This is a genomic window from Nocardia aurea (genome assembly GCF_003123685.1).
GTDB classification, from domain to species: domain Bacteria; phylum Actinomycetota; class Actinomycetes; order Mycobacteriales; family Mycobacteriaceae; genus Nocardia; species Nocardia aurea.
Map to the genome: position 1 here is coordinate 79,937 of NZ_QCYJ01000003.1, position 23,581 is coordinate 103,517.

20 protein-coding genes are annotated in these 23,581 nt (G+C 67.7%); 11 read left to right on the forward strand and 9 right to left on the reverse strand.

The genetic code is table 11. The features are described from left to right. Positions 1–167 precede the first annotated feature (167 nt). The gene (locus DAT37_RS00445) at positions 168–1,265 is read left to right on the forward strand and encodes a hypothetical protein (protein ID WP_157978225.1); all 1,098 of its coding nucleotides are present in this window, start codon (positions 168–170) and stop codon (positions 1,263–1,265) included. Here the strand turns inward: DAT37_RS00445 and DAT37_RS00450 are convergent. Further along, on the reverse strand, positions 1,165–3,927 hold the full coding sequence (locus tag DAT37_RS00450) for a cation-translocating P-type ATPase (protein ID WP_109522650.1): 2,763 nt from the start codon (positions 3,925–3,927) through the stop codon (positions 1,165–1,167). The two genes, DAT37_RS00445 and DAT37_RS00450, sit on opposite strands and share 101 nt — an antisense overlap. A gap of 273 nt (positions 3,928–4,200) precedes the next feature. On the opposite strand from DAT37_RS00450, the gene DAT37_RS00455 reads away from it, so the two are divergent. Genes DAT37_RS00455 through DAT37_RS00480 form a run of 6 tightly spaced genes read left to right on the forward strand, consistent with a single transcriptional unit; the run spans position 4,201 to position 9,194 of the window. Beyond that, positions 4,201–5,331: a 4Fe-4S dicluster domain-containing protein gene (locus tag DAT37_RS00455; protein ID WP_109522651.1), complete on the forward strand. Its 1,131-nt coding sequence runs from the start codon at positions 4,201–4,203 to the stop codon at positions 5,329–5,331. Next, positions 5,318–5,815, forward strand: a complete 498-nt coding sequence (locus DAT37_RS00460) for a cyclic nucleotide-binding domain-containing protein (RefSeq protein ID WP_109522652.1) — start codon at positions 5,318–5,320, stop codon at positions 5,813–5,815. The genes DAT37_RS00455 and DAT37_RS00460 overlap by 14 nt, the downstream gene beginning before the upstream one ends. Next, positions 5,812–6,666, forward strand: a complete 855-nt coding sequence (locus DAT37_RS00465) for an FAD/NAD(P)-binding protein (RefSeq protein WP_109522653.1) — start codon at positions 5,812–5,814, stop codon at positions 6,664–6,666. Before DAT37_RS00460 ends, DAT37_RS00465 begins: the two co-directional genes overlap by 4 nt. After that, complete coding sequence (locus DAT37_RS00470; protein ID WP_109522654.1) at positions 6,666–7,439, forward strand: NADH-quinone oxidoreductase subunit B family protein; 774 nt, start codon at positions 6,666–6,668, stop codon at positions 7,437–7,439. Before DAT37_RS00465 ends, DAT37_RS00470 begins: the two co-directional genes overlap by 1 nt. Beyond that, positions 7,423–8,715, forward strand: a complete 1,293-nt coding sequence (locus DAT37_RS00475) for a Ni/Fe hydrogenase subunit alpha (RefSeq protein WP_109522655.1) — start codon at positions 7,423–7,425, stop codon at positions 8,713–8,715. The genes DAT37_RS00470 and DAT37_RS00475 overlap by 17 nt, the downstream gene beginning before the upstream one ends. Beyond that, positions 8,712–9,194 (forward strand): hydrogenase maturation protease, encoded by a 483-nt coding sequence (locus tag DAT37_RS00480; RefSeq protein WP_109522656.1) that lies wholly within the window; start codon positions 8,712–8,714, stop codon positions 9,192–9,194. Before DAT37_RS00475 ends, DAT37_RS00480 begins: the two co-directional genes overlap by 4 nt. Here the strand turns inward: DAT37_RS00480 and DAT37_RS00485 are convergent. From DAT37_RS00485 to DAT37_RS00505, 5 genes are all read right to left on the reverse strand, one after another. After that, positions 9,180–10,598, reverse strand: coding sequence for a wax ester/triacylglycerol synthase domain-containing protein (locus DAT37_RS00485; RefSeq protein ID WP_232839408.1), 1,419 nt, complete (start codon positions 10,596–10,598; stop codon positions 9,180–9,182). The genes DAT37_RS00480 and DAT37_RS00485 overlap by 15 nt on opposite strands. 87 nt (positions 10,599–10,685) lie before the next feature. Then, positions 10,686–11,555, reverse strand: a complete 870-nt coding sequence (locus DAT37_RS00490) for a universal stress protein (RefSeq protein ID WP_109522657.1) — start codon at positions 11,553–11,555, stop codon at positions 10,686–10,688. A 213-nt stretch (positions 11,556–11,768) separates the two neighbouring features. Then, positions 11,769–12,425, reverse strand: a complete 657-nt coding sequence (locus tag DAT37_RS00495; RefSeq protein WP_109522658.1) for a response regulator transcription factor — start codon at positions 12,423–12,425, stop codon at positions 11,769–11,771. 27 nt (positions 12,426–12,452) lie between these two features. Further along, positions 12,453–13,973, reverse strand: coding sequence for a bifunctional aminoglycoside phosphotransferase/ATP-binding protein (locus tag DAT37_RS00500; RefSeq protein WP_109522659.1), 1,521 nt, complete (start codon positions 13,971–13,973; stop codon positions 12,453–12,455). Positions 13,974–14,012: 39 nt separating this feature from the next. Then, positions 14,013–14,972, reverse strand: coding sequence for a GyrI-like domain-containing protein (locus DAT37_RS00505; protein ID WP_198654024.1), 960 nt, complete (start codon positions 14,970–14,972; stop codon positions 14,013–14,015). Positions 14,973–15,306: 334 nt separating this feature from the next. Here DAT37_RS00505 and DAT37_RS00510 point away from each other — a divergent pair, with 334 nt between their 5' ends. Continuing rightward, positions 15,307–16,197, forward strand: coding sequence for a universal stress protein (locus tag DAT37_RS00510; protein ID WP_109522661.1), 891 nt, complete (start codon positions 15,307–15,309; stop codon positions 16,195–16,197). A 10-nt stretch (positions 16,198–16,207) separates the two neighbouring features. Here DAT37_RS00510 and DAT37_RS00515 read toward each other — a convergent pair whose 3' ends face one another. After that, positions 16,208–18,232 carry an erythromycin esterase family protein gene (locus DAT37_RS00515; RefSeq protein WP_198654025.1) on the reverse strand — a complete coding sequence of 675 codons (2,025 nt, stop codon included), beginning with the start codon at positions 18,230–18,232 and terminating at the stop codon, positions 16,208–16,210. 361 nt (positions 18,233–18,593) lie between these two features. Here DAT37_RS00515 and DAT37_RS00520 point away from each other — a divergent pair, with 361 nt between their 5' ends. Then, complete coding sequence (locus DAT37_RS00520) at positions 18,594–19,265, forward strand: Rv1733c family protein (RefSeq protein ID WP_456320107.1); 672 nt, start codon at positions 18,594–18,596, stop codon at positions 19,263–19,265. A 124-nt stretch (positions 19,266–19,389) separates the two neighbouring features. On the opposite strand, the gene DAT37_RS00525 is transcribed toward DAT37_RS00520, so the two are convergent. Next, on the reverse strand, positions 19,390–19,851 hold the full coding sequence (locus tag DAT37_RS00525) for a DUF2267 domain-containing protein (protein ID WP_109522663.1): 462 nt from the start codon (positions 19,849–19,851) through the stop codon (positions 19,390–19,392). A gap of 9 nt (positions 19,852–19,860) precedes the next feature. Further along, positions 19,861–20,775, reverse strand: coding sequence for a universal stress protein (locus DAT37_RS00530; protein WP_109522664.1), 915 nt, complete (start codon positions 20,773–20,775; stop codon positions 19,861–19,863). A gap of 256 nt (positions 20,776–21,031) precedes the next feature. On the opposite strand from DAT37_RS00530, the gene DAT37_RS00535 reads away from it, so the two are divergent. Then, on the forward strand, positions 21,032–21,940 hold the full coding sequence (locus tag DAT37_RS00535) for an ABC transporter ATP-binding protein (protein WP_109522665.1): 909 nt from the start codon (positions 21,032–21,034) through the stop codon (positions 21,938–21,940). After that, on the forward strand, positions 21,937–23,556 hold the full coding sequence (locus DAT37_RS00540) for an ABC transporter permease (RefSeq protein WP_232839409.1): 1,620 nt from the start codon (positions 21,937–21,939) through the stop codon (positions 23,554–23,556). The genes DAT37_RS00535 and DAT37_RS00540 overlap by 4 nt, the downstream gene beginning before the upstream one ends. The last annotated feature ends 25 nt before the right edge of the window (positions 23,557–23,581 follow it).

Consider the following 23,581-nt stretch of genomic DNA (forward strand, 5'->3'; position numbering starts at 1 on the left):
CCTCGACGCTACAAGTGGAATGTCACGACGCACAGTGCCGAACGCCGCACGCGGGAGGACTTTCGACCGTGTGGTGCGCCCACCGCCTCCGAGGACCGGACCAACGGCATCGGCCACGGGGTCTTTCGATACTGTCCAGGAACCGGACCAGCGGTGACCATCGGTGTATGACAGAGATGACTCGCCACCGGACCGCCGGGTTCGGTGCCTCGGCGATGTTGACGGTGTTGCGCACGCCTTTCGGCCGTCGACTGGCTCCGAATCTGATCGAGCTGCGGTACCGGGGCGTGCGTTCGGGCCGCGATATCGCACTACCCGTGTCCTGTGTCCGGTCGGACAACAGCGTCGTCGTTCGGGTCGGGCGCCCCGAGACCAAGACCTGGTGGCGCAACTTCCATACGCGGCAACCGGTTTCGGTGTGGATCGACGGACGGTGGGTGAGCGGAACAGGCCACGTGGCGGCGTCCGGAACGCTCGAGCACGAAGAAGTCGCCGCGGTCTATCAGCAGAGATATCCGCGGATGGAGATCCCCGCGACCGATCCCTTCGTGGTGATCGACCTGGCCGTCGACCCTCTGCGTCGCGGCGCCGCGCGCCGCCGCGACGGCCTGTGGCGGCGCTGGTTCGCCATGGTGACAGTCGGCGAACTGCTCGGGTTCGCCGCACCGGCGGTGGCCGGTGCGCTCGTATGGGATGCCACACCGGCGGCGGTGATAGTCGCCATGCTGCTCGCGGGCGCCTTCGAGGGAGCCGCGCTGGGCTGGTCCCAGGCCCGGGTGCTTCGGTCGGTTCTGCCCGACATGCGTTCCGCCTCTTGGGTTCTCGCGACGATATCGGGCGCGGTGGTGGCGTGGTCGGTCGGCGTCGTTCCGATGATCTCCTCCGACGGTCTCGCGACGTGGCCGCTGCCGTTGCTTCTTCCCGCCGTGGTGATCGGTGGATCGATTCTGCTGCTCTCACTGGGAGTGAGCCAATGGACCGTGTTGCGACGCCACATTCCTCGCGCCGCCGAGTGGATCGTTGTCACGGCTGTGGCGTGGCTGGGTGGACTCGCCGCTTTCACCGCGATCACGAGTCCGCTCTGGCGGCCCGGTCAATCCGTTCCGGTCGTCGTGCTGATCGGCGTTCTCGGTGGTTTCGCCATGGCGGCGACCATGGCGGCCGTCACAGGCCGTGGTCTGACGCGGTTGCTGGGTGATGGTCCGCGCGCGCGGATCGACGACGCAGCAACCAGCGTCGGATCTCGTCGGCTCCCCACACGATGAACGGGAACGGCAGCGCGAACGCGATCATCGACGGCGTCAGCGCGGCGGTGCCGAGCAAACTCTGGAGGACCGGCACGTAGATGATCGCCGCGGTGAGCGTGAGCTCGAAGACGATCCCCCACAGCAGCAACGGGTTGGACAGGACACCGACCGACCGCAGGGAAGCATGCTCGGTGCGTGCCGCGAACGCTGTGCCGACCTGCCCCGCGACCAAGCCGAGGAAGGTCATCGTGGTGGCCTGTCGGTAGGTGTGATGCAGTGCGGTACCGGGTCCTGTCGGGTCACCCGGATGCCAGCCGCCACGGAGCAGCACGAAGAAGAATCCGGCCATGGCCAGGGCCGCCGCGATGAGTCCGACGAACAACCAGGCGCGCAGCAGCATGGGTGTGGTGATGACCGACTCGCCGCGTTCTCGGGGTGGTTGCCGCATGAGACCGGGCTCGGCCTTCTCGCGCCCGAGCGCGAGCGCGGGCAATGTCTCGGTGCCGATGTCGAAGGCCAGCAGTTGCATCACGGTCAGCGGTAGCGGGACCGCACCGCCGGACAGCGCGAAAACCAGCAGCGGGGTCACTTCCGGGGTGGCGTGGGCGAAGATGTAGAAGATGAACTTGCGAATGTTCTGGTAGACCAGCCGCCCGGCGCGGATCGCCGCGGTGATGGTGGCGAAGTTGTCGTCGGTGAGCACCATGGTGGCGGCTTCGCGGGCGACATCGGTGCCGGAACGTCCCATGGCGACACCGATGTCCGCGCGCCGCAGTGCGGGGGCGTCGTTGACGCCGTCGCCGGTCATGGCCACGACATGTCCGACATCACGCAGCGCGTCGGCGATGCGCAACTTGGCTTCGGGGGAAGAGCGGGCGAAGATGAGTTCGGCGGGGCCTGCCAACAACTCGTCGAGTTCGTCCTCGCTCATCGCCTCCAGTTGCTCGCCGGTGATCACGGTCGGCGTGGCGCGGGTGATCCCGATCTGGGAGGCGACTGCCGCCGCGGTCAGGCCGTGATCGCCGGTGATGACGATGATGCGGATGCCCGCCTCGTGGCACTGGCGCACCGCGTCGGCGACCTCGCGCCGGGGAGGATCGGCCATCGACACCAGGGCGAGCAGGACCAGATCCCGCTCGGCTTGTTCGCGGCTGTCCGGCAGCGCTGTACCGGCGAGCTCGCGTGTCCCCAGCGCCAGTACGCGTAGACCTTTGCGCGCCTGGGAATCGACCAGATCGGCGAGCTCGGCACGGCGCCGGGCCGTCAGGGGGATCGCGCGGCCGTCGAAGTCCAGTTCGGCGGTGCACAGTGGCAGCACCGACTCGGGCGCGCCCTTGGTGTTCACCGTGAGCCCGCCGGTCTCGTCGGCATCGACCGTGGACATGCGTTTGCGAACGGGATCGAAGTGGAACAGCCGTCGGCGTAATCGTTCCCGTTCGTCAGGACGGTTGCGCACGCCCATGGCGGCGCTCGCGGCGAGCATCGCCACCTCCGTCGGATCGCCGACATCGGGGCCGGAATCGGAAAGGCGGGCGTTGTTGCAGGCGTTCATCACCGCCGCCGCGCGAGCCAGCACGGAATCGAGTGGTGTGCCGGTGTCGTACGGGTCGCGGGCGCCGGTCGAGGTGTGGACAGAGATGACCCGCATCCGATTCTCGGTGAGCGTGCCGGTTTTGTCGGTGCAGATCACATCGGTCGAGCCGAGGGTCTCGACCGCGCTGAGACGTTTGACCACCGCGCCGCGGCGAGCCAGTCCGCGCACGCCGAGCGCCAGGGCGAGCGTGATCACCGGCAGCAGTCCCTCGGGAACGTTGCCGACCAGCAGGCCGACCGCGAAGATCACCGAGTTTATCGGCGAGAGCCCCGCTCCGAGCATCGCGAGCGGGATGAACGCCGCCGCCAGCAGCACCGAGATCAACGCGATCAGCCAGGCCACCCGGCGTACCTGGTGTTCGAGTGGGCTTTCGTCACGCTCGACCTGTTCCGACAGCGCCGCGATCCGCCCCAGCTCGGTCCGCATGCCGGTGGCGAAGACGATCGCGCGGGCCTCACCCTCGGTGCACGAAGTGCCGCTGAAGACCAGTTCGCGCGCCTGCTCGAGCGGTACGGCGGAATCGGTGGCGTCGGCGCTGCGGTAGACCGGCATCGACTCCCCGGTCAGCTCGGACAGATCGACTTCGACACCGCCGTCGAGCAGCCGCGCGTCGGCGCAGATACGGTCACCTTCGGCGATCACCAGGACATCTCCCGGCACGACGTCGGTCGCCTCGATCTCGGTGACACGCCCGTCGCGCAGGACTTTCGCGCGGACCGGCAGATAGGCGGCCAGTGCTTCCACGGCCTGCTCGGCGTGGCGTTCCTGTGCGAACGCGAAGGCCGCGTTGATCAGAATCACGACGACGATCGCGACGGCCACCGGGATGATTCCGACAGCCCCGGCCAGGGCGGCCGCTGCCCACAACAGCAGCGCCAGTGGATGAGTGAACTGACGTACCAGCTCTCTCGGCCAGGTGCGCCCGCCCCGACGCCGCAGGATGTTCGGCCCGTAATGGATCAGGCGGCGATCGGCCTCGCGGGTCGACAGCCCGGAACGGGCGCCGCGCAGATCACGGAGCAGCCGGTCGATCTGCTCGGTGGGATCTATGCGAACGCCGGGTTCGGTCTCGACGAGATCGGTCATCTCGATGCCTCCTCGAAGCGTCGTGAATCGAGGGTGCATCGCAGCGGTCAGCGATGCCCAGGGGCGAAGGTCCCGCGGTGGTGGGCACAACCGACTTCTCGCCGCGCAAGCGTCCGTGCCTCGTCGACTGTCCGACAGTGAGTGGTCGTCACAGGCCGACGGGCACGACGAACGGCCATCGTGATCCAGGACCTTGGTCCCTGTCCCGGCATTGCAGCCCCGGGCACACTGATACCCGGACGGCTCCACCCCGACCGAACAAGGGCTTCGAAGATGCCTGACGATACCGTGGTAATCGATCGTGCTGGTCTGGACCGGCTGGTGGACGCGCTGCACGCGCGGGGCTACCGGGTCATCGGTCCACAGGTCCGCGACGGCGCGATCGTCTTGGACGAATTGGATTCCGGGCAACGATTGCCCGCCGGTTGGGGCGTGGAGACGGCACCGGGGCGATATCGGCTTCACCGCCGCGACGACCCGGCGGTGTTCGCGCATTCGGCGGGCCCCGGGTCCTGGAAACAGTTCTTGCATCCGCCGCATCGCAAGATATCGGAGATCGGATCCGATCCGGAGGCAGCGGCACCCATCGAGGACGCGCCCGTCCGCTCCGCGTTTCTCGGCGTTCGAGGCTGCGACCTCGCATCGATCGCTGTTCTCGGACGAGTGCTCGGCGAAGGCAGCTGTCCCGACGCCTCGTTCACCGCCCGCCGCAAGGATCTGTTCGTGGTCGCCGTCGACTGCACCGAGCCGGGCGGAGTGTGCTTCTGCGCATCGATGGGAACCGGGCCCGGGGTGTCGGCCGGATACGACCTCGCTCTCACCGAGCGCGTCGACGCGACGAGCCACGAGTTCCTGGTCGAGGTGGGCAGCGAGACCGGGGCCGAAGTTCTGGCCGAACTCCGCACCCGTCCCGCGGCGGCGACCGAGATCGCCGACGCGCGGGCGGCGGTGTCGGAGGCATCCGATCGAATGGGCAGGCAGATGCCCGATGTCGATATCCGGGCGCTGCTGCGCGAGTCTCAGGAGTCGCCGCATTGGCACGACGTCGCGAGTCGCTGTCTGACCTGCGCCAACTGCACCATGGTGTGCCCCACCTGCTTCTGCACCACCACCGAGGATGTCACCGACCTCACCGGTGATCACGCCGAACGCTGGCAGCGGTGGGCGTCGTGCTTCGAATTGGACTTCTCCTACCTGCACGGTGGCAGCGTGCGCAGTTCGAGCGAGAGCCGTTACCGGCAGTGGCTCACGCACAAACTCGGGACCTGGTACGACCAGTTCGGTAGCTCGGGATGCGTCGGCTGCGGGCGGTGCATCGCGTGGTGCCCGGCGGGAATCGACCTCACGGCCGAAGTGGGGCGGCTCGCCGAACTGGCCGAGGAATCCGACGATGCCGAGCGTTGACGACCTGTCCGGATTCACGCGACTGGCCGCGCTGGGGCCGGACGGACTCGAAACCCTCAGGGCGGCCGGGCGTGAGGTTTCGTTCCCCGCCGGGCATCGGCTGATCGCGGAAGGCGGACCCGCCGACCGGTGTTGGCTCATCCGTGACGGGCGGATCGTGCTGGACGCGCAGGTGCCCGGGCGTGGCAGTGTCGTGATCCAGAGTCTGGGCCGCGGCGATCTGCTCGGCTGGTCCTGGCTGGTGCCGCCGTACCGCTGGCATTTCGGCGCATCGGCCGCCGAGCCGGTGCGTGCCGTCGAATTCGATTCGGCGGCGTTGGCCGATCTCGCCGCGGCCGACCCTGAATTCGGCCGGTCACTGATCTTGACGCTGTTCGAGGCATTGCTCGAACGACTCCAGGCCACCAGGGCCCGACTACTCGATCTCTACCGCAATCCCGGCGAGACGCCCACCGCCGACCGATCCGGCAGCCTCGACCGATGAGCGGCATCACGTGGGCCGACACGACCTCACGAAGTGACACGATGCTGCCCTACCGGGTCATCGGCCGCGTTCGGCAGACCCGCGACACGATGACGCTGCACTTGAAGCCGGTTCACACTGCCGCGCAACGGTTCAGGCCGGGGCAGTTCATGATGCTCTACAGCTTCGGCGTCGGCGAGATCGCCATCTCGATAAGCGGGAATCCGGTTACGGGCGACGATGTGCTCGAACACACGATCCGAGCCGTCGGCGCGGTGAGCGGCGCACTGCACGATACCGGCATCGGTGGTGTGATCGGTGTACGCGGCCCCTTCGGCACCGGGTGGGATCTGGAATCGGCCGCGGGCGGGGATCTCGTCATCGTCGGTGGCGGCGTAGGCATGGCGCCGCTGCGGCCCGCGGTGCTCGCCGCGCTGTCGGCTCGCGGAGACTACCGTCGGGTCATCCTGGTCACCGGTGCGCGCACGCCCGCCGACGTCATGTTCCGTTCCGAACAAAAGCGTTGGCGGACAGTCGATTCGATCGAGATGTATCAGACCGTCGACCACCCGGGGCCTGCCTGGGACGGGCGAATCGGCTTCGTCACCGAGCCGTTGGCGCATCTGGATCTCGAACCCGAGCGCACCACTGCGTTCCTGTGCGGCCCTGAACCGATGATGCGGTTCTGCGCGCGCGCTCTGCTGAACAAGGGCATCCCCGCGACCGATATCGGGCTGTCGCTGGAGCGCAATATGCAGTGTGGGGTCGCGCATTGCGGTCACTGCCAGCTCGGCCCACTGCTGCTCTGCCGCGACGGCCCGATCGTCGACTACGCGACAGCCGAACCGCTGCTCGCTGTGAGGGAGTTGTGATGAGTGTCGCGACCTTGGCTGTCTGGAAGTTCACTTCCTGCGACGGCTGCCAGCTCACTCTGCTGGACTGCGAGGACGAACTCTTGACCCTGGCCGACCAAGTCCGTATCGCGCATTTCACCGAAGCCTCGAGCGTGGCCGAATCCGGACCCTATGACCTCTCCCTGGTCGAGGGATCGATCACCACGCCCGACCAGCTGCGTCGAATCGCCGAGATCCGCGCGCACTCCCGGATCCTCGTGGCGATCGGCGCGTGCGCCACCCACGGCGGGATCCAGGCGCTGCGCAACTTCGCCGATGTCGCCGAGTTCACCGCGGCGGTCTATGCCAGTCCGGCCCATATCGCCACACTGTCCGACTCCACCCCGATCTCGGCGCACGTGCCGGTGGATTTCGAGTTGCGTGGTTGCCCGATAGACCGCCGTCAGCTGCTCGACACACTCTGCGCGCTGCTGGCCGGACGCAAACCCGACATCCCGAACACGAGTGTGTGCACCGAGTGCAAACGCCGGGGAACGACCTGTGTCACAGTCGCCGAGGGCATTCCGTGTCTGGGCCCGGTCACCCAAGCCGGCTGCGGCGCGCTGTGCCCGGCTCACCATCGTGGATGCTACGGATGCTTCGGACCGATGGCCGATCCCGATATCCACGCACTGTTGCCGATCCTGCGCGTCAACGGCATGTCCACCGACGACATCGATCGTGTTTTCACGACATTCGCTTGCGCGGCACCGGAATTCGCGCAAAGGAGCCGTGATGGGTCAGCGGACTAGGCGCCTGAGGGTCAACTCCCTGGCTCGCGTGGAGGGTGAAGGGGCGCTTCGCGTCGTCGTCGCGGATGGTCGCGTCGAACGCACCGAACTACGGATCTACGAGGCGCCGCGTTTCTTCGAAGCGTTCCTCCGTGGCCGTGCCTATACCGAACCCCCCGACATCACCGCGCGCATCTGCGGCATCTGTCCGGTGGCGTACCAGACCAGCGCCTGCAACGCACTCGAAGCGGCCTGTGGCGTCGAACTGGACCCGCCATTGGCCGACCTCCGCAGGCTGCTGTACTGCGGTGAGTGGATCTCCAGCCATTCCCTGCACATCTACCTGCTGCACATTCCCGACTTCCTCGGGTACCCCGACGCGATCACTCTCTCGGCCGACCACCGCGAACTCGTCGAACAGGGGCTGGCGGTCAAGAAGGCAGGTAACGCGTTGCTCGAACTCCTCGGTGGCCGGGCGATCCATCCGATCAACGTCAGGGTGGGCGGCTTCTACTCGGTACCGTCTGCCGAGGACCTGGCATCGGTCGCCGAGCAACTACGTCACGCGCGCGACTACGCGGTGAATACCGCACGCGCGGTCGCGAAGTTCGAATTCCCCGACACCGAAATCGACGCGGAATTGCTGGCAGCCGCCGAACCGGACCGCTACGCCATCGGCTCGGGTGTCGTGCACACCAGCACCGGACTGCGCTTCCCCGCGGCAGAGTTCCCCGCGCACGTGGTGGAGCGTCAGGTACCGCACTCGACCGCCCTGTACGCCGAACTCGACGGCAAGCGATATCTGACCGGCCCTCTGGCCCGGTACACGCTGAACCACGCGCAGCTGTCCCCGAACGCGCGGCAGTTGGCGGCCGAGATCGGGCTCGGACGCCGGTGCCGCAACCCCTTTCGCAGCATCCTCGTGCGCGTGGTGGAAGTCGTGTACGCCCTCGAGGAGGCACTGACGCTCATCGACGACTACGAACGCCCCGCCAGGGCAGCGGTTCCCGTCGCGGCTCGAGCCGCGACCGGCCACGGGGTGAGTGAAGCGCCGCGCGGATTGCTCTACCACCGTTACGAACTCGACGGTGACGGAATAGTCCGCGCGGCCGATATCGTCCCGCCCACGTCACAGAATCAAGGCGCGATCGAGGAGGATCTGCGCGCGGTGGTCTCGGCCAACCTCGACCTCGACGATGACGCGCTCACGGCACTGTGTGAGCGCACGATCCGCAACTACGACCCGTGCATCTCCTGTTCGGCACATTTCCTGAATCTGGACATGGTGCGCAGATGACCCGCTCGCGGACTGTCACGATCGGTATCGGCAACGAATTCCGTCGTGACGACGGCGTCGGACTCGTCGTCGCCTCCGCGCTCGATGGACTCGGCCTCGCCGATGTCGCGGTGCTGACCAGCGATGGCGAACCGAGCGATCTACTCGATATCTGGGCCGATGCGGACCTGGCGATCGTGATCGACGCCGTCCTCTGCCGACCCGCGACCCCCGGCCGTGTCCGGTGTGTCGAGGGCGACGCGCTGCCGATCGGCATCGGCACCGTCGGCTCCCACGCTCTCGGACTCCCGCACGCGGTGGCGCTGGGACGGGCCCTGGGCCGTTTCCCCCGCGAACTCGTCGTCGTCGCCGTGGAGGCGGCCTGCCTCGATGTCGGTGTCGGCCTGTCCGAACCTGTGGCCGCCGCCGTACCACGGGCGGTCGAGACGGTGCTGGCGGAGGTGAATCGAGTGCGCACCGGGGCACTACTGCCGGAGTGAGGGATGCCCCTTTCGGTCGACGGCACTCGACGGTTTCGGCCCCCCGGCGAGGTCGAGCACCCGCTGGAAACCCTCGCCGAGACATTCGACCAGCGAGGTGATGTCGGGGATCGCGGCGGTGTCGGCGTTGATGGCGATGCAGCAGGTGTCGATGTGCGAGGTGAGCGTGATATTGACCGCCGTGCCGATGGTGGGTCCGAACGCGAACATCCGGTCGATCCGTGCTCCCGCGAGATACAGGGGAATCGGGGATCCGGGAACGTTGGAGGCGACGAAATCGACGTGCTTGAGCATTTCGGTGAGCAATCCGACCGGTAAACGGTTGAGGGCGGCCGCGACCGCGCTCGACAACGGGATCGCCGGTTCGTGGCGCCAGCCCCTGATCGTGGCGTCCACCGCGCGCACGAGGTCTTCGGTCTCGGCGATGTCGATCGGTAAGGCGAAGCGCACGAGGGTGATCCGGTTGCCGCCGAGCGGATCCTCGGGTGTTCGAAGACTGATCGGCATGGTCACCCGCAGTCGATCCACCGCTACCCCGTGCTCGGCGTGGTAGCTGCGCAACCCGATGATCACCGAGGTGAGGAAGACGTCGTTCATCGTGGCGCCGACAGCGTGCGCGGCGTCGCGCAACCGGGCGGTGGGTACTTCGAGCATCGCCAGTTCCCGACAGGTACTCCGCTTCGTCATCAACGGCGACAGTGTCGCGGTGATGGGCCGGACCAAACGGGCCAGGGAGGCGACCAACATCGAACTGTCACGCACCGTCCGGGCCGGGTGGGTGACGGCTCGCCACGCGGTGGGCAGTGTCGCGGTGATACCGCCGCGCAGCAGGTCTGTGCCGACCGACCAGTTCCAACCGGCGATATCCCGCAGGAGGCCGTCACCGCCCGCCGGTAGACCAGGCGGGCGGTCGCGCTCGGTTCCCTCCCGATCGGCATCGAGGATCTCCGAGGCGATCCGAATTCCGCCGACACCGTCGGTGAGGCTGTGATGGACCGTCAGCACCAGCGCGGCCGCGGCGCCGTCCAGACCGGTCAGCAGGGTCGAGCGCCACAGCGGCCGGACCGGATCGAACGCGGTCATCGCCTCGGTGCGGGCGAAATCCAGCACCGCCGCCGGATTCGCCGGTTTCGGTAGCGCGACGCGGCGGACATGCCAGAGCAGGTCGAAATCCGGATCGGGTTCCCAGCGCGGCGGTGTGAGGCCGAACGGCACGGCGACGAGCCGATCTCGCAATCTCGGAACCACGCGCGTGCCGCGATCGATGGTGCTCACCAGACGGTTCCAGTCCGGATCGGCGTCGAGCAGCAGTACCGACACGATCGTCGAGCGCAGGGTGGGGTCACGCTCCATGTTCCAGGAGAACAGATCCGACTGCGACATATGGGATTCGCGGTGGTTCATGGCCTGCTGCCTTCGTCGACGTCGTCGTCCCCCGGTGTCGTGCGGCCCGGTCCGGCACGGACGAAAGATGTCCCTGTCCGACGCTTCTCAGCTCCGGGTCCTGGCGATGATGATCGGCACTTGCGCGCCGTGCAGCACCGCTTGACTGACCGAACCGAGCGTCATGCCCGCGAATCCGCCGCGGCCGTGACTGCCGACCACGATGAGTTCCGCGTGTTCGCCGGTCTCGAGTAGACGTTTCGCCGGGCGGTCTTCGACGACGATCCGCGACACCGGCACGTCCGGGTAGGTCTCGCAGTACCCCGCCAGGGCCTGGGCGACCAACTCTTCTGCTTCCTGCTGCATTTGGTGGCGAGGAAGGTAGCGCAACAGCTCCGTCCAGGTCAGCACGGCGACGAGTTCGGCGCCGCGGTGCGAGGCCTGGTCGAAGGCGATCTCCACGGCGTTGGTGCTGGCCGGGGAGCCGTCGACGCCGACGATGACGCGGCCGGGCCGTTCGGGGACGGCGTATGTCTGCGGTATCACCGCGACGGGGCACTCGGCGTGGCGCGCGAGCGCGGTGCTGACCGAACCGAGTATGCCTCGCCCGAAAGCGCCGAGTCCGCGAGTGCCCACCACGAGCATCCGCGCGTTCTTGGATCGGTCGCGCAGCGCCGGAATGGGCGGCGCCTGGATCAGGTCGGTGATGATGTCGATGTCACCGAGGGGAGCGGCGGCCGCCGCCGCGGCCTCGCGTGCGGTCTCGAGGGCGGCGCCACCGTCGCGCCGGTAGATGTCGTAGTCGAATTGATCGAAGGCGATGCCCGGGCCGAATTCGATCGGCGCGATGATCCCGTGCAGCAGAGTGAGCGGGAGGTGGCGCCGGGCCGCCTCGATGGCTGCCCAGCTCACGGCGGCCAAGGCGTTCTTCGAACCGTCGATGCCGACGATGATGGCGTTGTCATTGCTGGGGGACATGAGTCGGAGTCCTTCGGGTCCGTTGATTTCGACTACCCGTAGGTTAAGGATCGCGGGTGGTCGACCACGGCTGTCTTTGGTCCCGAATCACCGGGACCGAAGGCATGTTCTCGAGGGAGTGTCCGCGTAGCCCCACGCGGACGGGCGCGTCACGGTCATCGTGCTCGAACATGCCCTCCGGAGCGGGCACTCGACGCGATCCCCGCGTACGACTTATTCCTTCCATTCCTTGCGGGTGGGCGGATCGAGCTTGGAGGCGAGCACGGCGGCCTGTGTGCGCCGCTCGACACCGAGTTTGGTCAGCAGTCGGGAGACATAGTTCTTCACGGTCTTCTCCGCCAGGAACATGCGCCCGGCGATCTGGCGGTTGGTCAGTCCCTCGCCGAGCAATCCGAGCAGGACGCGTTCCTGGTCGGTGAGTGTGGCGAGCGGTCCGGTGTCGGATTCTGTTTCGGCGCGTAGTTTCGCCATCAGGGCGGCCGCGGCGCGATTGTCGAGCAGCGACTTTCCTTCCGCGACCTGGCGGATGGCAGTGACCAGTTCGAGGGTGCCGATGTCCTTGACGACGTAGCCGCTGGCACCGGCCAGGATCGCGTCGAGCATGGCCTGCTCGTCGGTGAAGGAGGTGAGGATCAGGCAGCGCAGCTCGGGATGGTGATCCAGCAGTTCGCGGCACAGCTCGATGCCGTTGCCGTCGGGCAGTCGGACATCGAGTACGACGACATCGGGTCGCAGAGCGGGGATACGGGCGAGTGCGTGCGACACCGACCCGGCTTCGCCGATGACCTCGAGATCCGGCTCGGCGCCGATCAGATCGGCGACACCGCGTCGCACGATGTGGTGGTCGTCCACCAGGAAGACTGTGGTCATGTGGCACTACCTCCATCGCACATGTTCTCAGCTTACGGCGGCGTTCGGTGACATGCGCCGAAGTCCGACGTCGATCTGCTGATCGAAACCCGTCGATTCCGCGCGGTCCCACGCGCGGCGCGCGGCGGCGATGGTGTCGGTGAGGGTCAACGCGGTATCCACCGGCACCGCCTCGGGCCAGACGCTCGCCGTCACCGCCATATCCGCGGCGATCTGTGGTGTCGCGTCGGAGTCACCGCCCGCGCGGTGGCGCAGACGATTGTCGGCGACCGATGGGGGGCAATGGCACCGAAGTCGCAGTATATCGGCGTCCGACTCCTCGGCGAGCTCGGCCGCGCGCTGTCTTTCGACGGCATCGATCCAGCTCGCGTCGAGAATCACGGAGCGGCCGGCGGCCAGCAGTTCTCTTGCCTTACTTCGTAATTCGCTGTATACGCGGGCCTTCGCGGTGGCCGAATACGCGCCGACGCCGAAGCTCCCTGTCGCGCCGGTGACTTTGTGCGCGGCGCGAAGCTGTGCGCGCACGTGGTCGCTGGAGAGCAGTGCCGCATCGGTGGCGGCGCCGAGTTCGCGGGCGACCGTCGATTTCCCGGTTCCGGGAAGGCCCCCGATCAGCACGAGACGAACGGCCGCGCGCTCGAGGTGGCGCAGAGCCAGCAGCAGGTGCCGGTGCACTCTGTCACGGGCGGCTTCCTCGCCTTGACCGAAACGGATGACGTCGACCTTCGCGCGGACAAGAGCGCGATAGGCGATGTAGTGCGAACGCAACGAGGTGGGGGCGGTGTCCTCGGTCGCTCGCTGGTAGTCGTCGAGAAGTCGCGTGCTCAGCTCGGCGTGTCCGCGGTACTCCAGATCCATCGCCAGGAACGCGATGTCGTCGAGGCAGTCCACGTAGCGGAGTCGGTCGTCGAAGTCGAGACAATCCAGCACACGGAATCCGTCCGCCAGTTCGAAGATGTCCTCGGCTTGCAGGTCGCCGTGTCCGTCGACGATGCGGCCTTCGGCGATCCTGGCATTCAGCAGAGGTTCTCGGCCGTCGATATAGCGCATCGCCAACCATTCGATCCTGGCGACGATTCGCGGATCGGCGACATCGGCCGGTTGATCGATGAAACCGTCCAGCAGAACGCGCCAGCGGCGGCGTAGCGCGGCCGCGGAACCTTCCGTGTCGATGTCGTGACCTCGCCGCGCGGTCCGGTGGAACTCGGCGATGACCTGAACCAGCGCGGACAGTTCCGCGGTGCCCGCGGCGGTGTCGAGGACATTGGACAGCCTGGCGTCCTCGGGCATTCGCCGCATCACCACCACCGGTTCGGCCGCGCCACCGCAGGGGTCGCTGAGATGGCCGACGCCCAGGTAGACATCCGCTGCCAAACGACGGTTCAGCTCGACCTCCCTGAGGCAGGCATGTTCACGCAGTCGCGGTGTACTGAAATCGAGGAAGTCTGTGCGCACCGACTTCTTGACCTTGTAGGCGCGGTCGGCACAGAGCACCACCAAACCGGTATGGGTCTCCCGTAGCTCGGCGGGCACCGTGTGATCGGTCATCGGCAATCTCTCTCGCGTGGGGAACAAGCCAACAATCGCCTATCCGCGACCACGTCGGGATGGCCGAAGGTCATCGAGGCGCGGGGACTTTCGCATCCGCGGTGTGCTGATTCCACCGACCTGACCCGGGGCAGGCGAACGCTGTTCCACTGTGTCGATGACCGCGACCATCCGCGATCCGAGCTCCCGCGCTATCGGTGTCGGTGCGGGTCGGTCGTCGTCGACCGGCGAACCGGCCGGGTCGGCCGTCTCGATGACGGTGTTCGCGCCATCCGCGCGCAGCACGAGGTTGCACAGCAGGACAAGACCGGCCGAGGGGTCGTGCTCGAGTGCGCGGCAGGCCAGTTCCGGGTGGTACACGCCGAGGATCAGCAAGCCTTCCGGCGCCACGCGGAGTCTGTCCCGCAACCTCGCGCGGAGATCGACCTCGGTGGCGATGACGAAACCGTGTTCGTCCAGCACCTCCCGCACCAACGCGACCGCGTCGGCGAGCGGCGCGGGTACGCGGACCACGAACTCGGATGCCGAGACGACAGGTACACGGAGTTCGGTCACCAGTTCGCTCGGGTGGACGGCTTCGTCCGGCGCGACGAGGTAGACCTCGGTCGCGGGTCCGCAGACCCGGAGATTCGAGGCGCCGATCCATTCGTACAGCTCCCGATAGGCGGTGCCTATGTGCTCGTACCCGCCGCGATGGGTCGTGTAGGCGAACTGCGCCGGACGGGTTCGCCGCACCGTGAGTTGGTCGAGGGTCTCGCCGACGGGGCCCGCGGTGACGGGAAGTCCGAATTCGGTGTCGATCGTGCGGCCGGACGCGAATTCGCCGTAGTAGGTCGTCGAGGGCGGTCCGGTCGGTGCCAGTCCGGTGCGGGCGGCCAGCTCGTAGAGCTGCCGCATACCCGCGCCGATATCGTCGCCCGCCCGGTCGGCGCGTACGGCGCGCCGCAGTTCGAGTCGAGTGTGGGACGGTGACCGTGCCACCGCGATCCGATACGACATCATCGATCCTCCATTCGGGTCGCATGACCCGTTCGAGTCCCCGACCTCGTCGCGGCTCCGATGTCCGGGTCCCTTATCCGCATGCACTCGTGGTGCGGCGGCGAGCATCCGCGCGACGGTTCCGGAGAATCGATGCTAGGTACGGGCTCGCTGGTCCGGCAGTGCCGAACCGCCATCGTTCGACGGACCTTCGGTAGTAGTCGTCGATCCTCGAGCGACTGTCGGTACGCGGGATTCCTCGGCGCGGACGCAAGGGACTTTCGTCCCTGCCGTGAGAAGGCCGTGTCAGGAAGGCTCGATATCGCCAGCGACACCCGCCGAGGAAGGGCAGACAATGACCGAGCACCGCACCGAGCACTCCGGTTCACAGCTGATCGCGGCTGTCGATGGTTCGGCGTGCTCGTATCAGGCGGCCGCGTGGGCGGCGGTCGAAGCATCGCTGCGCCGCCGCCCGCTGCACCTGATCACCGCGCTCTCGATCCCCTTCGGCTTGGGCCCGGGCCCGATATTGAGCGAGGCCGACGAGCGGTGGCTGCGTAGCGAACGCGAACAGATAGTCGCCGAGGCGGCGCGCATCGCGAGGGAGGTGGTGTCGGGCGAGGGGCTCGTTGTCACGACCGAGGTTTCCTACGACACCTTGATACCTGACCTGCTGGAGCGTTCGAAACACGCGGGCATGCTCGTCGTCGGAAGTCGCGGCATCGGCGCGTTCCAGCGTGGGCTGCTCGGGTCGGTCAGCACGGCCGTCGTCCGCCACGCGCATTGTCCGGTGGCGGTCATCCACGACATCGCGGGTCTCGATCCGGAATGGGTCGGCCGTCCCGTCGTCGTGGGGGTGGACGGCACAGACAACAGTGTGCCCGCGATCGAATTGGCCTTCGAGGAGGCCTCTATGCGCAAGGTGGGGCTCACGGCGGTGCACACCTGGAGCGATGCGGGCGGCGTTGATCTGCCCTGGTCCGGATGGGATTCGGTGCGTGGGGCGGAAGAGAGGTCGCTTGCCGAGCGATTGGCAGGTTTCTCCGAGCGCTACCCCGATGTCTCGGTGCGACGGGTGGCGAAGGTGGACCGCCCCGTCCGCGCCCTGTTCGACGAGTCGGAGAACGCTCAACTGGTCGTCGTGGGCAGTCACGGCCGAGGCGGATTCGCGGGTATGTTGCTCGGTTCCACCAGCAATGCGTTGCTGCATTCGGTGGAGTGCCCGATGATCGTGGTTCGCGGGTGAGGGGGGATGCTCACAGCCCGGAGGGATACGTCTCCGGTGTCGTACCACGCGACCATCGGCTCGTCGGTTCCAGCGGTTCGATGGCCGTGGTCCGATCGATGTGGATCAGCGCGTCGAATTGATCGGCGGGCCGGGCGTGAAAGTAATGGCTCTGGCGCTCGGTCTCGGGGCAGTAGATCACGCCGATGGCTCGTTGGAGGCGTGGTCGGCGCATCACCTCGACAGCCTCTCCCGGTACATCCATGCGGATCATGAATTCCGGTCGGCCGGTGTCGTGCATCAACTGCTCGACACTGGACGGCAGGGCATCGCGCACGAGGGCGTGCACCGCGGGGCCACCCCACTTCTCGGCGGCGGTGACAAAGCCGCAGCGGGTGCTGAAGCCGATCGAGCGGGAGTGCCCGCCGTGGCGCTCCCGCACCAACTGGCCCAGGGTCAACTGGTCTTCGGCACCCATTTCCGTGGCGCGGGCATCGCCCACGTGAGAGTTGTGTGCCCACACGACGACCCGAGCCGGTCGGTCGGTGTCCTCGCCGCCGCTGTCCAGGTGTTCGATGAGCGCGTCGAGGGTATCGGCCATGTGGCGGTCGCGCAGATTCCACGACGACGCTCGGTCGCCGAACATCGCCCGGTAGTAGGCCTCCGCGTCGCGCACCGCCCACGCGTTGCGCAGCGCGTCGAAGCGGTCCTCGGAGTCGGATTCCTCGCGCGCCGACTCGACACGCTGCAATTCGAGCAGTTGCCGTACGGCCTGCGCCTCGCAGGACCTTCCTGCCCCGAAGGCGGCCGCGAATCCGTACACCTGCCCGTCGTCGCCGGCCACGTGGTCGAAGCAGCTGTAACGGGCGCGCGCGCGTTGTGCGGCGCTGGGATCCACTCTGTCGAGGTAGGCGATGACCTGCTGCATCGACCGGTGCATGCTGTACAGGTCGAGGCCGTAGAAGCCGGTGCGCGGGCGGTCGCGCAGTCGCTGGGCGACGTTGTGATCCTGCAACCAGGCGACGAACTCGCGAACCACGGTATTGCGCCACATCCACGCCGGGAACCTTTCGAATCCCCGCAGCGCCTCTTCGGCGGTGGTGTCGGCGCCGAGTCCGTGCACGTAGCGGTTGACCCGGTAGGCATCGGGCCAGTCGGCCTCGACCGCGACCGCGGTGAAACCCTTGCGTTCGATCAGCCATCGGGTGATGGCGGCGCGTGCGGCGTAGAATTGCTTTGTGCCGTGCGAACTTTCGCCTATCGATACGATCCGCGCGTCACCGACCAGGTCATCGAGAACATCGGCGGGAGGCACGCCGTCGCGCGTTTCGATGGCGGCCTCGCGAATGCTCGTCACGGCATCGACGCGGGGGATCGCGGTTCCGGTGGTCTTCGTCGCCAGTAGCACCCGGACCTGCTCATCGGTGACCTGCGTGAAATCCCAGAACGACTCACCGACCGACCCGAACGGTGAAGGCATTGTCGCACAGACCATTTCGTCCACGCTGGCCCCGAGCTCACGGCAGGTCGACTCGGGTGCGGCCGGGACCGCGACGACGATCCGCTTCGGCTCCTGCGCCCGTATCGCGTCGACCGCCGCGAACATGCTCGCGCCGGTGGCCAATCCGTCATCGACGAGGATCACCGTGCGCCCCGCGATGTCGAGTGGGCCGCGCTCGCCCCGATAGGCCGCTTCGCGGCGATACAACTCCTCGGTCTCCTCGGCCGCGATCCGACGGACCTGCTCGCCGGTGATCCGCAGGCCGCGAATCATATCGTCGTTGAGCACGATTCGTCCGCCCATCGACAGGGCGCCGATGGCGAACTCGGGATTGTCCGGCGCGCCGAGCTTTCGCACGATCAGTGTGTCCAGTGGTACGCCCAGTGCCGCGGCGACTTCCCAAGCGACCGGGACACCGCCGCGAGCCAATCCCAGCACGACCACATCCCGGTCGGTTCGATAGTCTTCGAGCAATTCGGCGAGAACCCGACCCGCCTCGTGCCGGTTACGAAAGATCCTGCGTGAGACCTCGGGATCCACTGGGGTCTGCTTCATCGCCAACCTCCTGACAGTCCGCCGGGCGGACCGAATCGTGTGTTCACAGACCGCCGATGGCCGACTGCCCCTGTCCGGTCCGTCGGGTTCGACGATCGGTATACGGCAGTGATATCGGCCCAAGGCGGAGCCGCGGTCGGCTGCCCGGCCGCGTCTACTACCGATGCCGCGCCGACGATCTCAGCGTGCGCCGTGGCGCAGCGCCGTACACAGGGCCAGGGGTCACGCGGTGGGGGGCGTTGGTCCCGAATCGGCCGACGAGGCATCGCGAGTTCCCGGGCCGGGGCGAGGTGACTACCGAAAGTGAGGCCGGTCGACCTGACGGGTGGAGGACCTTCGTCTCTGCGATCGGACCAGCGGGATGCGAGATGCTCGACGCAGGCGTCGGACCCGATTTCGCGTGGCCGAGGCCCCGTCGGAAGAGGTGATCGCGGTGTCGGAATACCCATCGTTGCCTGTGCGGTTGTGGCGCCGCGGGCCGTGGCGCTCCAGTGCGCTGATGCGTACGTCGGATCGGATCCAGGGGCTGGTCGGAATATGCGCCGCCGTCGCGGTCCTGTTCGCGGTTCCGGTGGCGTGTGCGGCGGGCACGGCGGGGTACTCCGCCGCCGCCGCCCGTGTGGAAGCCGAGAGCGCGACGAAGGTCGAACTCACGGCCACGGTCGTATCCGAGCCCGATCGGATCCTGTCCGCGAGCCGGTACCCGACAGCCGAGCTCGGATTCGAGGCGAGGGTGCGCTGGATCCGGAACGGACACGACAGGACAGCGGTCACCGGCGTCCCGGCCGGATCACGAATCGGCGCCGAGGTCCCGATCTGGCTGTCCGCTGATGGCGAACCGACAACCGCGCCACCAGGATCCGACACCGCGATCAGTAGCGGCGTCGGTATCGGGCTGATGCTCCTGTCGGCGGTATGGGGTGCCGCGCTGACGCTGGTATGGGTCACCGGGCGGCTGTTGGACGCACACCGGGCCGGATCGTGGGCGCGGGAATGGAATCAGATCTGTCGGCAGAACGGGTATCTGCCGTGACCGAACCGTCTGCTCTCGGTCGGCGGTACACGGTGATCGAGTCGGTCGCATCCGTATCCGCATCGCGGAGCGTGTCGCGGTCGACGGACCGGGCCGCGTCCTGTGGGTGGCCGCCGAGACACTGTCACCCGACCTCGGTGGGTTGCTCGTCGAACGGGCCGGTGGAGACGCCCAGCAAGAGATCGCGCAACCGTGCGGGGAATACCGCGCAGGTCCGTGCGAGCTGTCCGGGCGCGAGCAGATCTCGCATCGCCTCGGATACCAGCCAGATCACGCCGACGGCTTCGTCTTCGTTCACCCCGGCTTCCACGGCGAACTCGGTGATGAAGGCAGACGAGGAAGGCGGGACCGGCACACGGGCCGGAACCCAGCCTTCGAAGAACATGCCGCGCAGTAGTTCGGGCAATTGAGCGCTCAGATGCGCGGCGCTGTCGACCTCGAGCCGATCGCGCACGGTGTGCAGCCACGCGCGTAGGACGCGGTGAGCGAAGACGCGGTCGTCGGTGGCCAGATCGTCGGTGATTCGACGCAGCCAGGCGTGGGCTGTGTGTTCGGCGTGGGCGAAGGGGTCGTCCTGATGCGACATCGCCGTTCTCTATTCCGGATGCGCGACCAGGACGGGGCAGAACGCCTGCTGCACGAGCGCGCCGCTGGTCGAGCCGAGCAGCAGCCCCAGAAATCCGCCGCGGCCACGACTGCCCACCACGATCAGCTGTGCTGTTCTCGACCATTCGAGCAGGTGCTTGCGGGCGTCGGCCGGATAGATCTTGTGCTCGACGGTGACATCCGGATATTTCTCCTGCCATCCGGCGAGCTGCTCGGCCAGCACTTCTCGCGCGACCAGCTCCAACTCACGGGCGGGGAGCACGGCGGTCAGTCCTGTGAAGGCGACCGCGGAGATATCGTTGGCGGCGTGGAGCGCGATCAGGGGCGCGTCGCGCAGGGAGGCCTCGGCGAACGCGGAAGCTATCGCGGCCGTGCTGGACGGGCTGCCGTCGACTCCCACCACCACCGGGCCGCTGTGCCGTGTCTGTTGCTCGGTGCCGGTGTCGCGCACCACCACGACCGCCCCTTCGGCATGGGCGGTGACGGCGAGCAAGGTGGACCCGAGGTGGACGAGTGGGCCGCCGGGGCCCGCGCCGAGCACGACCAGATGTGCCGCGGCGGACGCATCGATGAGGACCTTCGCCGGATGCCCGTCGCGGACCTCGGTCGCGACGTCGAGTTCGGTGTCGATCTCACGGGCGAGTCGGTGTGCGGTGGCGACCCGACTCCGAGCCTGCTCGCGCAGCGTTTCGGTGACCGAGGGCACCATCAGGTCGTACATGCCGAGGACGGCTTGGGTCGCGGCGAGATTCAGCGCGTGCACGATACGCAGCCGCCTGCGCCGTCGCGAGGCGATTTCGGCGGCCCAGCGCACAGCGAGGTCGGACGAGGGGGAGCCGTCGATGCCGACGACCACCTCGGCAGTCGCGAGCCGATGCGGATCGTCGGTTGGCTGGACAGACATGTGCGGTGTCCCTTCGGGTCCGGCAATTCGGTCACCCGTAGGTTATGGAACGCGTCCGGGTTCGCACGGCTGCCGTTGGTCCCGAATCGAGATGCCCAAGGACCGTTCCGGCCCTGCCGGCCGCCGGTCCATGGCCACGGTCGGGCGGGCGAAGTGTGAGCGGTTCGCGTCACCGGGGCGGGTAGGGGCGAACCGGCGCCCGCGGCGGGACCTTCGGCCCTGCCCCTGCCGGACGGGGCCGGCTCACGATGGGGGAATGGAGACCGATTCCGCGATTTCGATTTCCGGCCTGACGAAATCGTTCGGCCGTGCCAAGGCACTCGACGGGCTGGACCTGACGGTGCGCACCGGGGAAGTGCACGGCTTTCTCGGCCCCAACGGATCGGGGAAGACGACGACGATCCGGATTCTTCTCGGCCTGCTGCGCGCCGACGCGGGCCGGGTGAGACTGCTCGGCGGCGACCCGTGGAGCGACGCGGTCGAACTGCACGCCCGCCTGGCCTACGTCCCCGGGGAGGTCACGCTGTGGCCGGGCATCACCGGTGGCGAGATCATCGATCTGATGGGCAGACTCCGTGGCGGGATCGACCGGCGCAAGCGGGCCGAACTGCTCGAGCGGTTCGACCTGGATCCGCACAAGAAGGCCCGCGCCTACTCGAAAGGAAACCGGCAGAAGGTCGCACTCGTCGCGGCTCTGGCTTCCGATGCGGAACTGCTGTTATTCGATGAACCGACCGTCGGTCTGGACCCCCTCAAGGAATCGGAGTTCCAGCGCTGTGTCAGGGAACTGACCGAGCAGGGGCGGACCGTGCTGCTGTCGAGCCATATTCTCGCCGAGGTCGAGGCGCTGTGTCAGCGGGTGAGCATCATCCGTGACGGACACACGGTGGAAAGCGGCACACTCGCCGAATTGCGGCACCTGACCAGAACCGCTGTCACCGTCGAAACAGCTTCACCGGTCTCGGGTCTGGACACGATCGACGGCGTGCACGACCTCGTCGTCGAGGGCAACCGGGCCAGGTTCGATGTCGACGCCGCCCACCTGGACGCGGTGATGCGCGCGGTCACCGCATCCGGGGTCCGAAGCCTCACCAGCACGCCACCGACACTGGAGGACATCTTCCTGCGTCATTACGGTCCGGAGCCGGTGGAGGTGATGGTGTGACCACCCGGACACCGCGTGCGCGTCGACCGCTGTCCAGCGCGACCGGCACGGGCACTCTGCTGAGCTTCGCGCTACGGCGGGAACGCGTCGCGCTGCCCGCCTGGCTGATCGGTGCGATCGTGCTGTTGGCGATGCAGTCGCTGAGCAGTCAGCGTCTCTACGACACCGCGACCGAACTCGCCCAGCTGCGCGAGACGATGGGCGCGAACGCGGCCACCGTCGCCCTGGGCGGGCCGATCCGGCTGCTGGACACGATCGGGGGCGAGATCCTGTTCGAGATCTTCGCCTACCTCGCGATCGTCATCGCGCTCATGAACATGTTCCTGATCGTCCGGCATACGCGATCGGACGAGGAGGCCGGACGAGACGAACTGATCCGTTCGGCGCGGGTGGGTCGGCGCGCTCCCGCGCTCGCCGCGCTCGCGGTGGCGCTGGTCGCCGATCTCGCCGTCGCCGTGACAGTGTTCGGCGCCGCGGTCGCGACGGGACTACCCGCGGCCGGTTCGCTGTTGCTCGGGGTGAGCGTCGCGGGGGTGGGTCTGACCTTCGCGTCGATCACCACACTGGCCGCGCAGGTGTTCGAGAATCCGCGCGGTGTCTACGGGGCGGTGACCCTCGTTCTGGCCGCGTCCTACGTGGCGCGTGCCGTCGGCGATGTCGGTGACGGCACATTGTCGTGGGCGTCCCCACTGGGGTGGGGGCAGCGCACCTATCCCTATGTGGTCGACCGCTGGTGGCCGGTCACCCTGTTCGTTCTGTCGAGCGCGGTCCTGGTCACCGCCGCGTTCGTGCTGCTGGATCGGCGCGACTTCGGCGCGGGCCTGCTGTCCTACGGGACCGGTCCGGCGGACGCCTCGTGGGCGCTGGGCTCGCCGCTCGGCCTGGCCTGGAGATTGCAGCGAGGTTCGTGGATCGGGTGGTGTGTCGGCGTTTTCGCACTCGGCGCCGCCTACGGGTCGTTCGCCGACAGTATCGCGGACTACCTCGCCGACAATCCCGAGATCGCCGCCTTTCTCCCCGGCGGCGCCGCCGACGCCGTCGATTCCTATCTGGCGCTGTCGGTGTCGATGACCTCCCTTCTCGCGGCGGCGTACGGGATCACCGCTGTCCTGCGCGCTCGCGGCGAGGAAACCGCCGGACACGCCGAGGCGCTGCTCGCCGCCCCGGTCGGGCGCACGAGGTGGCTGGCCGGCCATGTGGCCATCGCCCTGCTCGGCGGCGCGGCTGTCGCGGCGGCCGGTGGTTTCGGGATCGGCCTGGCCCATGCGCTGACAGTGGGGGATCGGGGTCAAGCGCTGCGAATGACCGCCGCCGCCGCGGTCTACTGGCCTGCGGCGTGGTCGATCGCCGCGGTCGCGGTGATCGGATTCGGCTGGATGCCACGGGCCGCGGCGATTCTCGCGTGGACGATCTTCGGGTACTGCGTGGTCGCCCTGCTGTTCGCCGACTCCTTCGATCTGCCGAACTGGTTCGCCGTCGCGTCGGCGTTCGAGCACACCCCGACGGTGCCGCTCGATGATGTCACCGCGGCGGGGCTATCCGGAATCGGAGTGTTCGCGGTGCTCGTTCTGCTCGCCGGATTCGCGGGCTTCCGCCGTCGTGACACCGGGTACTGACAAGTCCGGTGCCTGCGGCATCGGA

What these genes read in the sequence shown, in the direction of transcription:
- DAT37_RS00470 (WP_109522654.1), top strand. Translation starts at nt 6,666, where the DNA reads ATGAGTGTCGCGACCTTGGCTGTCTGGAAGTTCACTTCCTGCGACGGC.
- DAT37_RS00510 (WP_109522661.1), top strand. Translation starts at nt 15,307, where the DNA reads ATGACCGAGCACCGCACCGAGCACTCCGGTTCACAGCTGATCGCGGCT.
- DAT37_RS00505 (WP_198654024.1), bottom strand. Translation starts at nt 14,972, where the DNA reads ATGTCGTATCGGATCGCGGTGGCACGGTCACCGTCCCACACTCGACTC.
- DAT37_RS00450 (WP_109522650.1), bottom strand. Translation starts at nt 3,927, where the DNA reads ATGACCGATCTCGTCGAGACCGAACCCGGCGTTCGCATAGATCCCACC.
- DAT37_RS00465 (WP_109522653.1), top strand. Translation starts at nt 5,812, where the DNA reads ATGAGCGGCATCACGTGGGCCGACACGACCTCACGAAGTGACACGATG.
- DAT37_RS00530 (WP_109522664.1), bottom strand. Translation starts at nt 20,775, where the DNA reads ATGTCTGTCCAGCCAACCGACGATCCGCATCGGCTCGCGACTGCCGAG.
- DAT37_RS00475 (WP_109522655.1), top strand. Translation starts at nt 7,423, where the DNA reads ATGGGTCAGCGGACTAGGCGCCTGAGGGTCAACTCCCTGGCTCGCGTG.
- DAT37_RS00500 (WP_109522659.1), bottom strand. Translation starts at nt 13,973, where the DNA reads ATGACCGATCACACGGTGCCCGCCGAGCTACGGGAGACCCATACCGGT.
- DAT37_RS00480 (WP_109522656.1), top strand. Translation starts at nt 8,712, where the DNA reads ATGACCCGCTCGCGGACTGTCACGATCGGTATCGGCAACGAATTCCGT.
- DAT37_RS00445 (WP_157978225.1), top strand. Translation starts at nt 168, where the DNA reads ATGACAGAGATGACTCGCCACCGGACCGCCGGGTTCGGTGCCTCGGCG.
- DAT37_RS00525 (WP_109522663.1), bottom strand. Translation starts at nt 19,851, where the DNA reads ATGTCGCATCAGGACGACCCCTTCGCCCACGCCGAACACACAGCCCAC.
- DAT37_RS00495 (WP_109522658.1), bottom strand. Translation starts at nt 12,425, where the DNA reads ATGACCACAGTCTTCCTGGTGGACGACCACCACATCGTGCGACGCGGT.
- DAT37_RS00520 (WP_456320107.1), top strand. Translation starts at nt 18,594, where the DNA reads ATGCGAGATGCTCGACGCAGGCGTCGGACCCGATTTCGCGTGGCCGAG.
- DAT37_RS00515 (WP_198654025.1), bottom strand. Translation starts at nt 18,232, where the DNA reads ATGAAGCAGACCCCAGTGGATCCCGAGGTCTCACGCAGGATCTTTCGT.
- DAT37_RS00490 (WP_109522657.1), bottom strand. Translation starts at nt 11,555, where the DNA reads ATGTCCCCCAGCAATGACAACGCCATCATCGTCGGCATCGACGGTTCG.
- DAT37_RS00460 (WP_109522652.1), top strand. Translation starts at nt 5,318, where the DNA reads ATGCCGAGCGTTGACGACCTGTCCGGATTCACGCGACTGGCCGCGCTG.
- DAT37_RS00455 (WP_109522651.1), top strand. Translation starts at nt 4,201, where the DNA reads ATGCCTGACGATACCGTGGTAATCGATCGTGCTGGTCTGGACCGGCTG.
- DAT37_RS00535 (WP_109522665.1), top strand. Translation starts at nt 21,032, where the DNA reads ATGGAGACCGATTCCGCGATTTCGATTTCCGGCCTGACGAAATCGTTC.
- DAT37_RS00485 (WP_232839408.1), bottom strand. Translation starts at nt 10,598, where the DNA reads ATGAACCACCGCGAATCCCATATGTCGCAGTCGGATCTGTTCTCCTGG.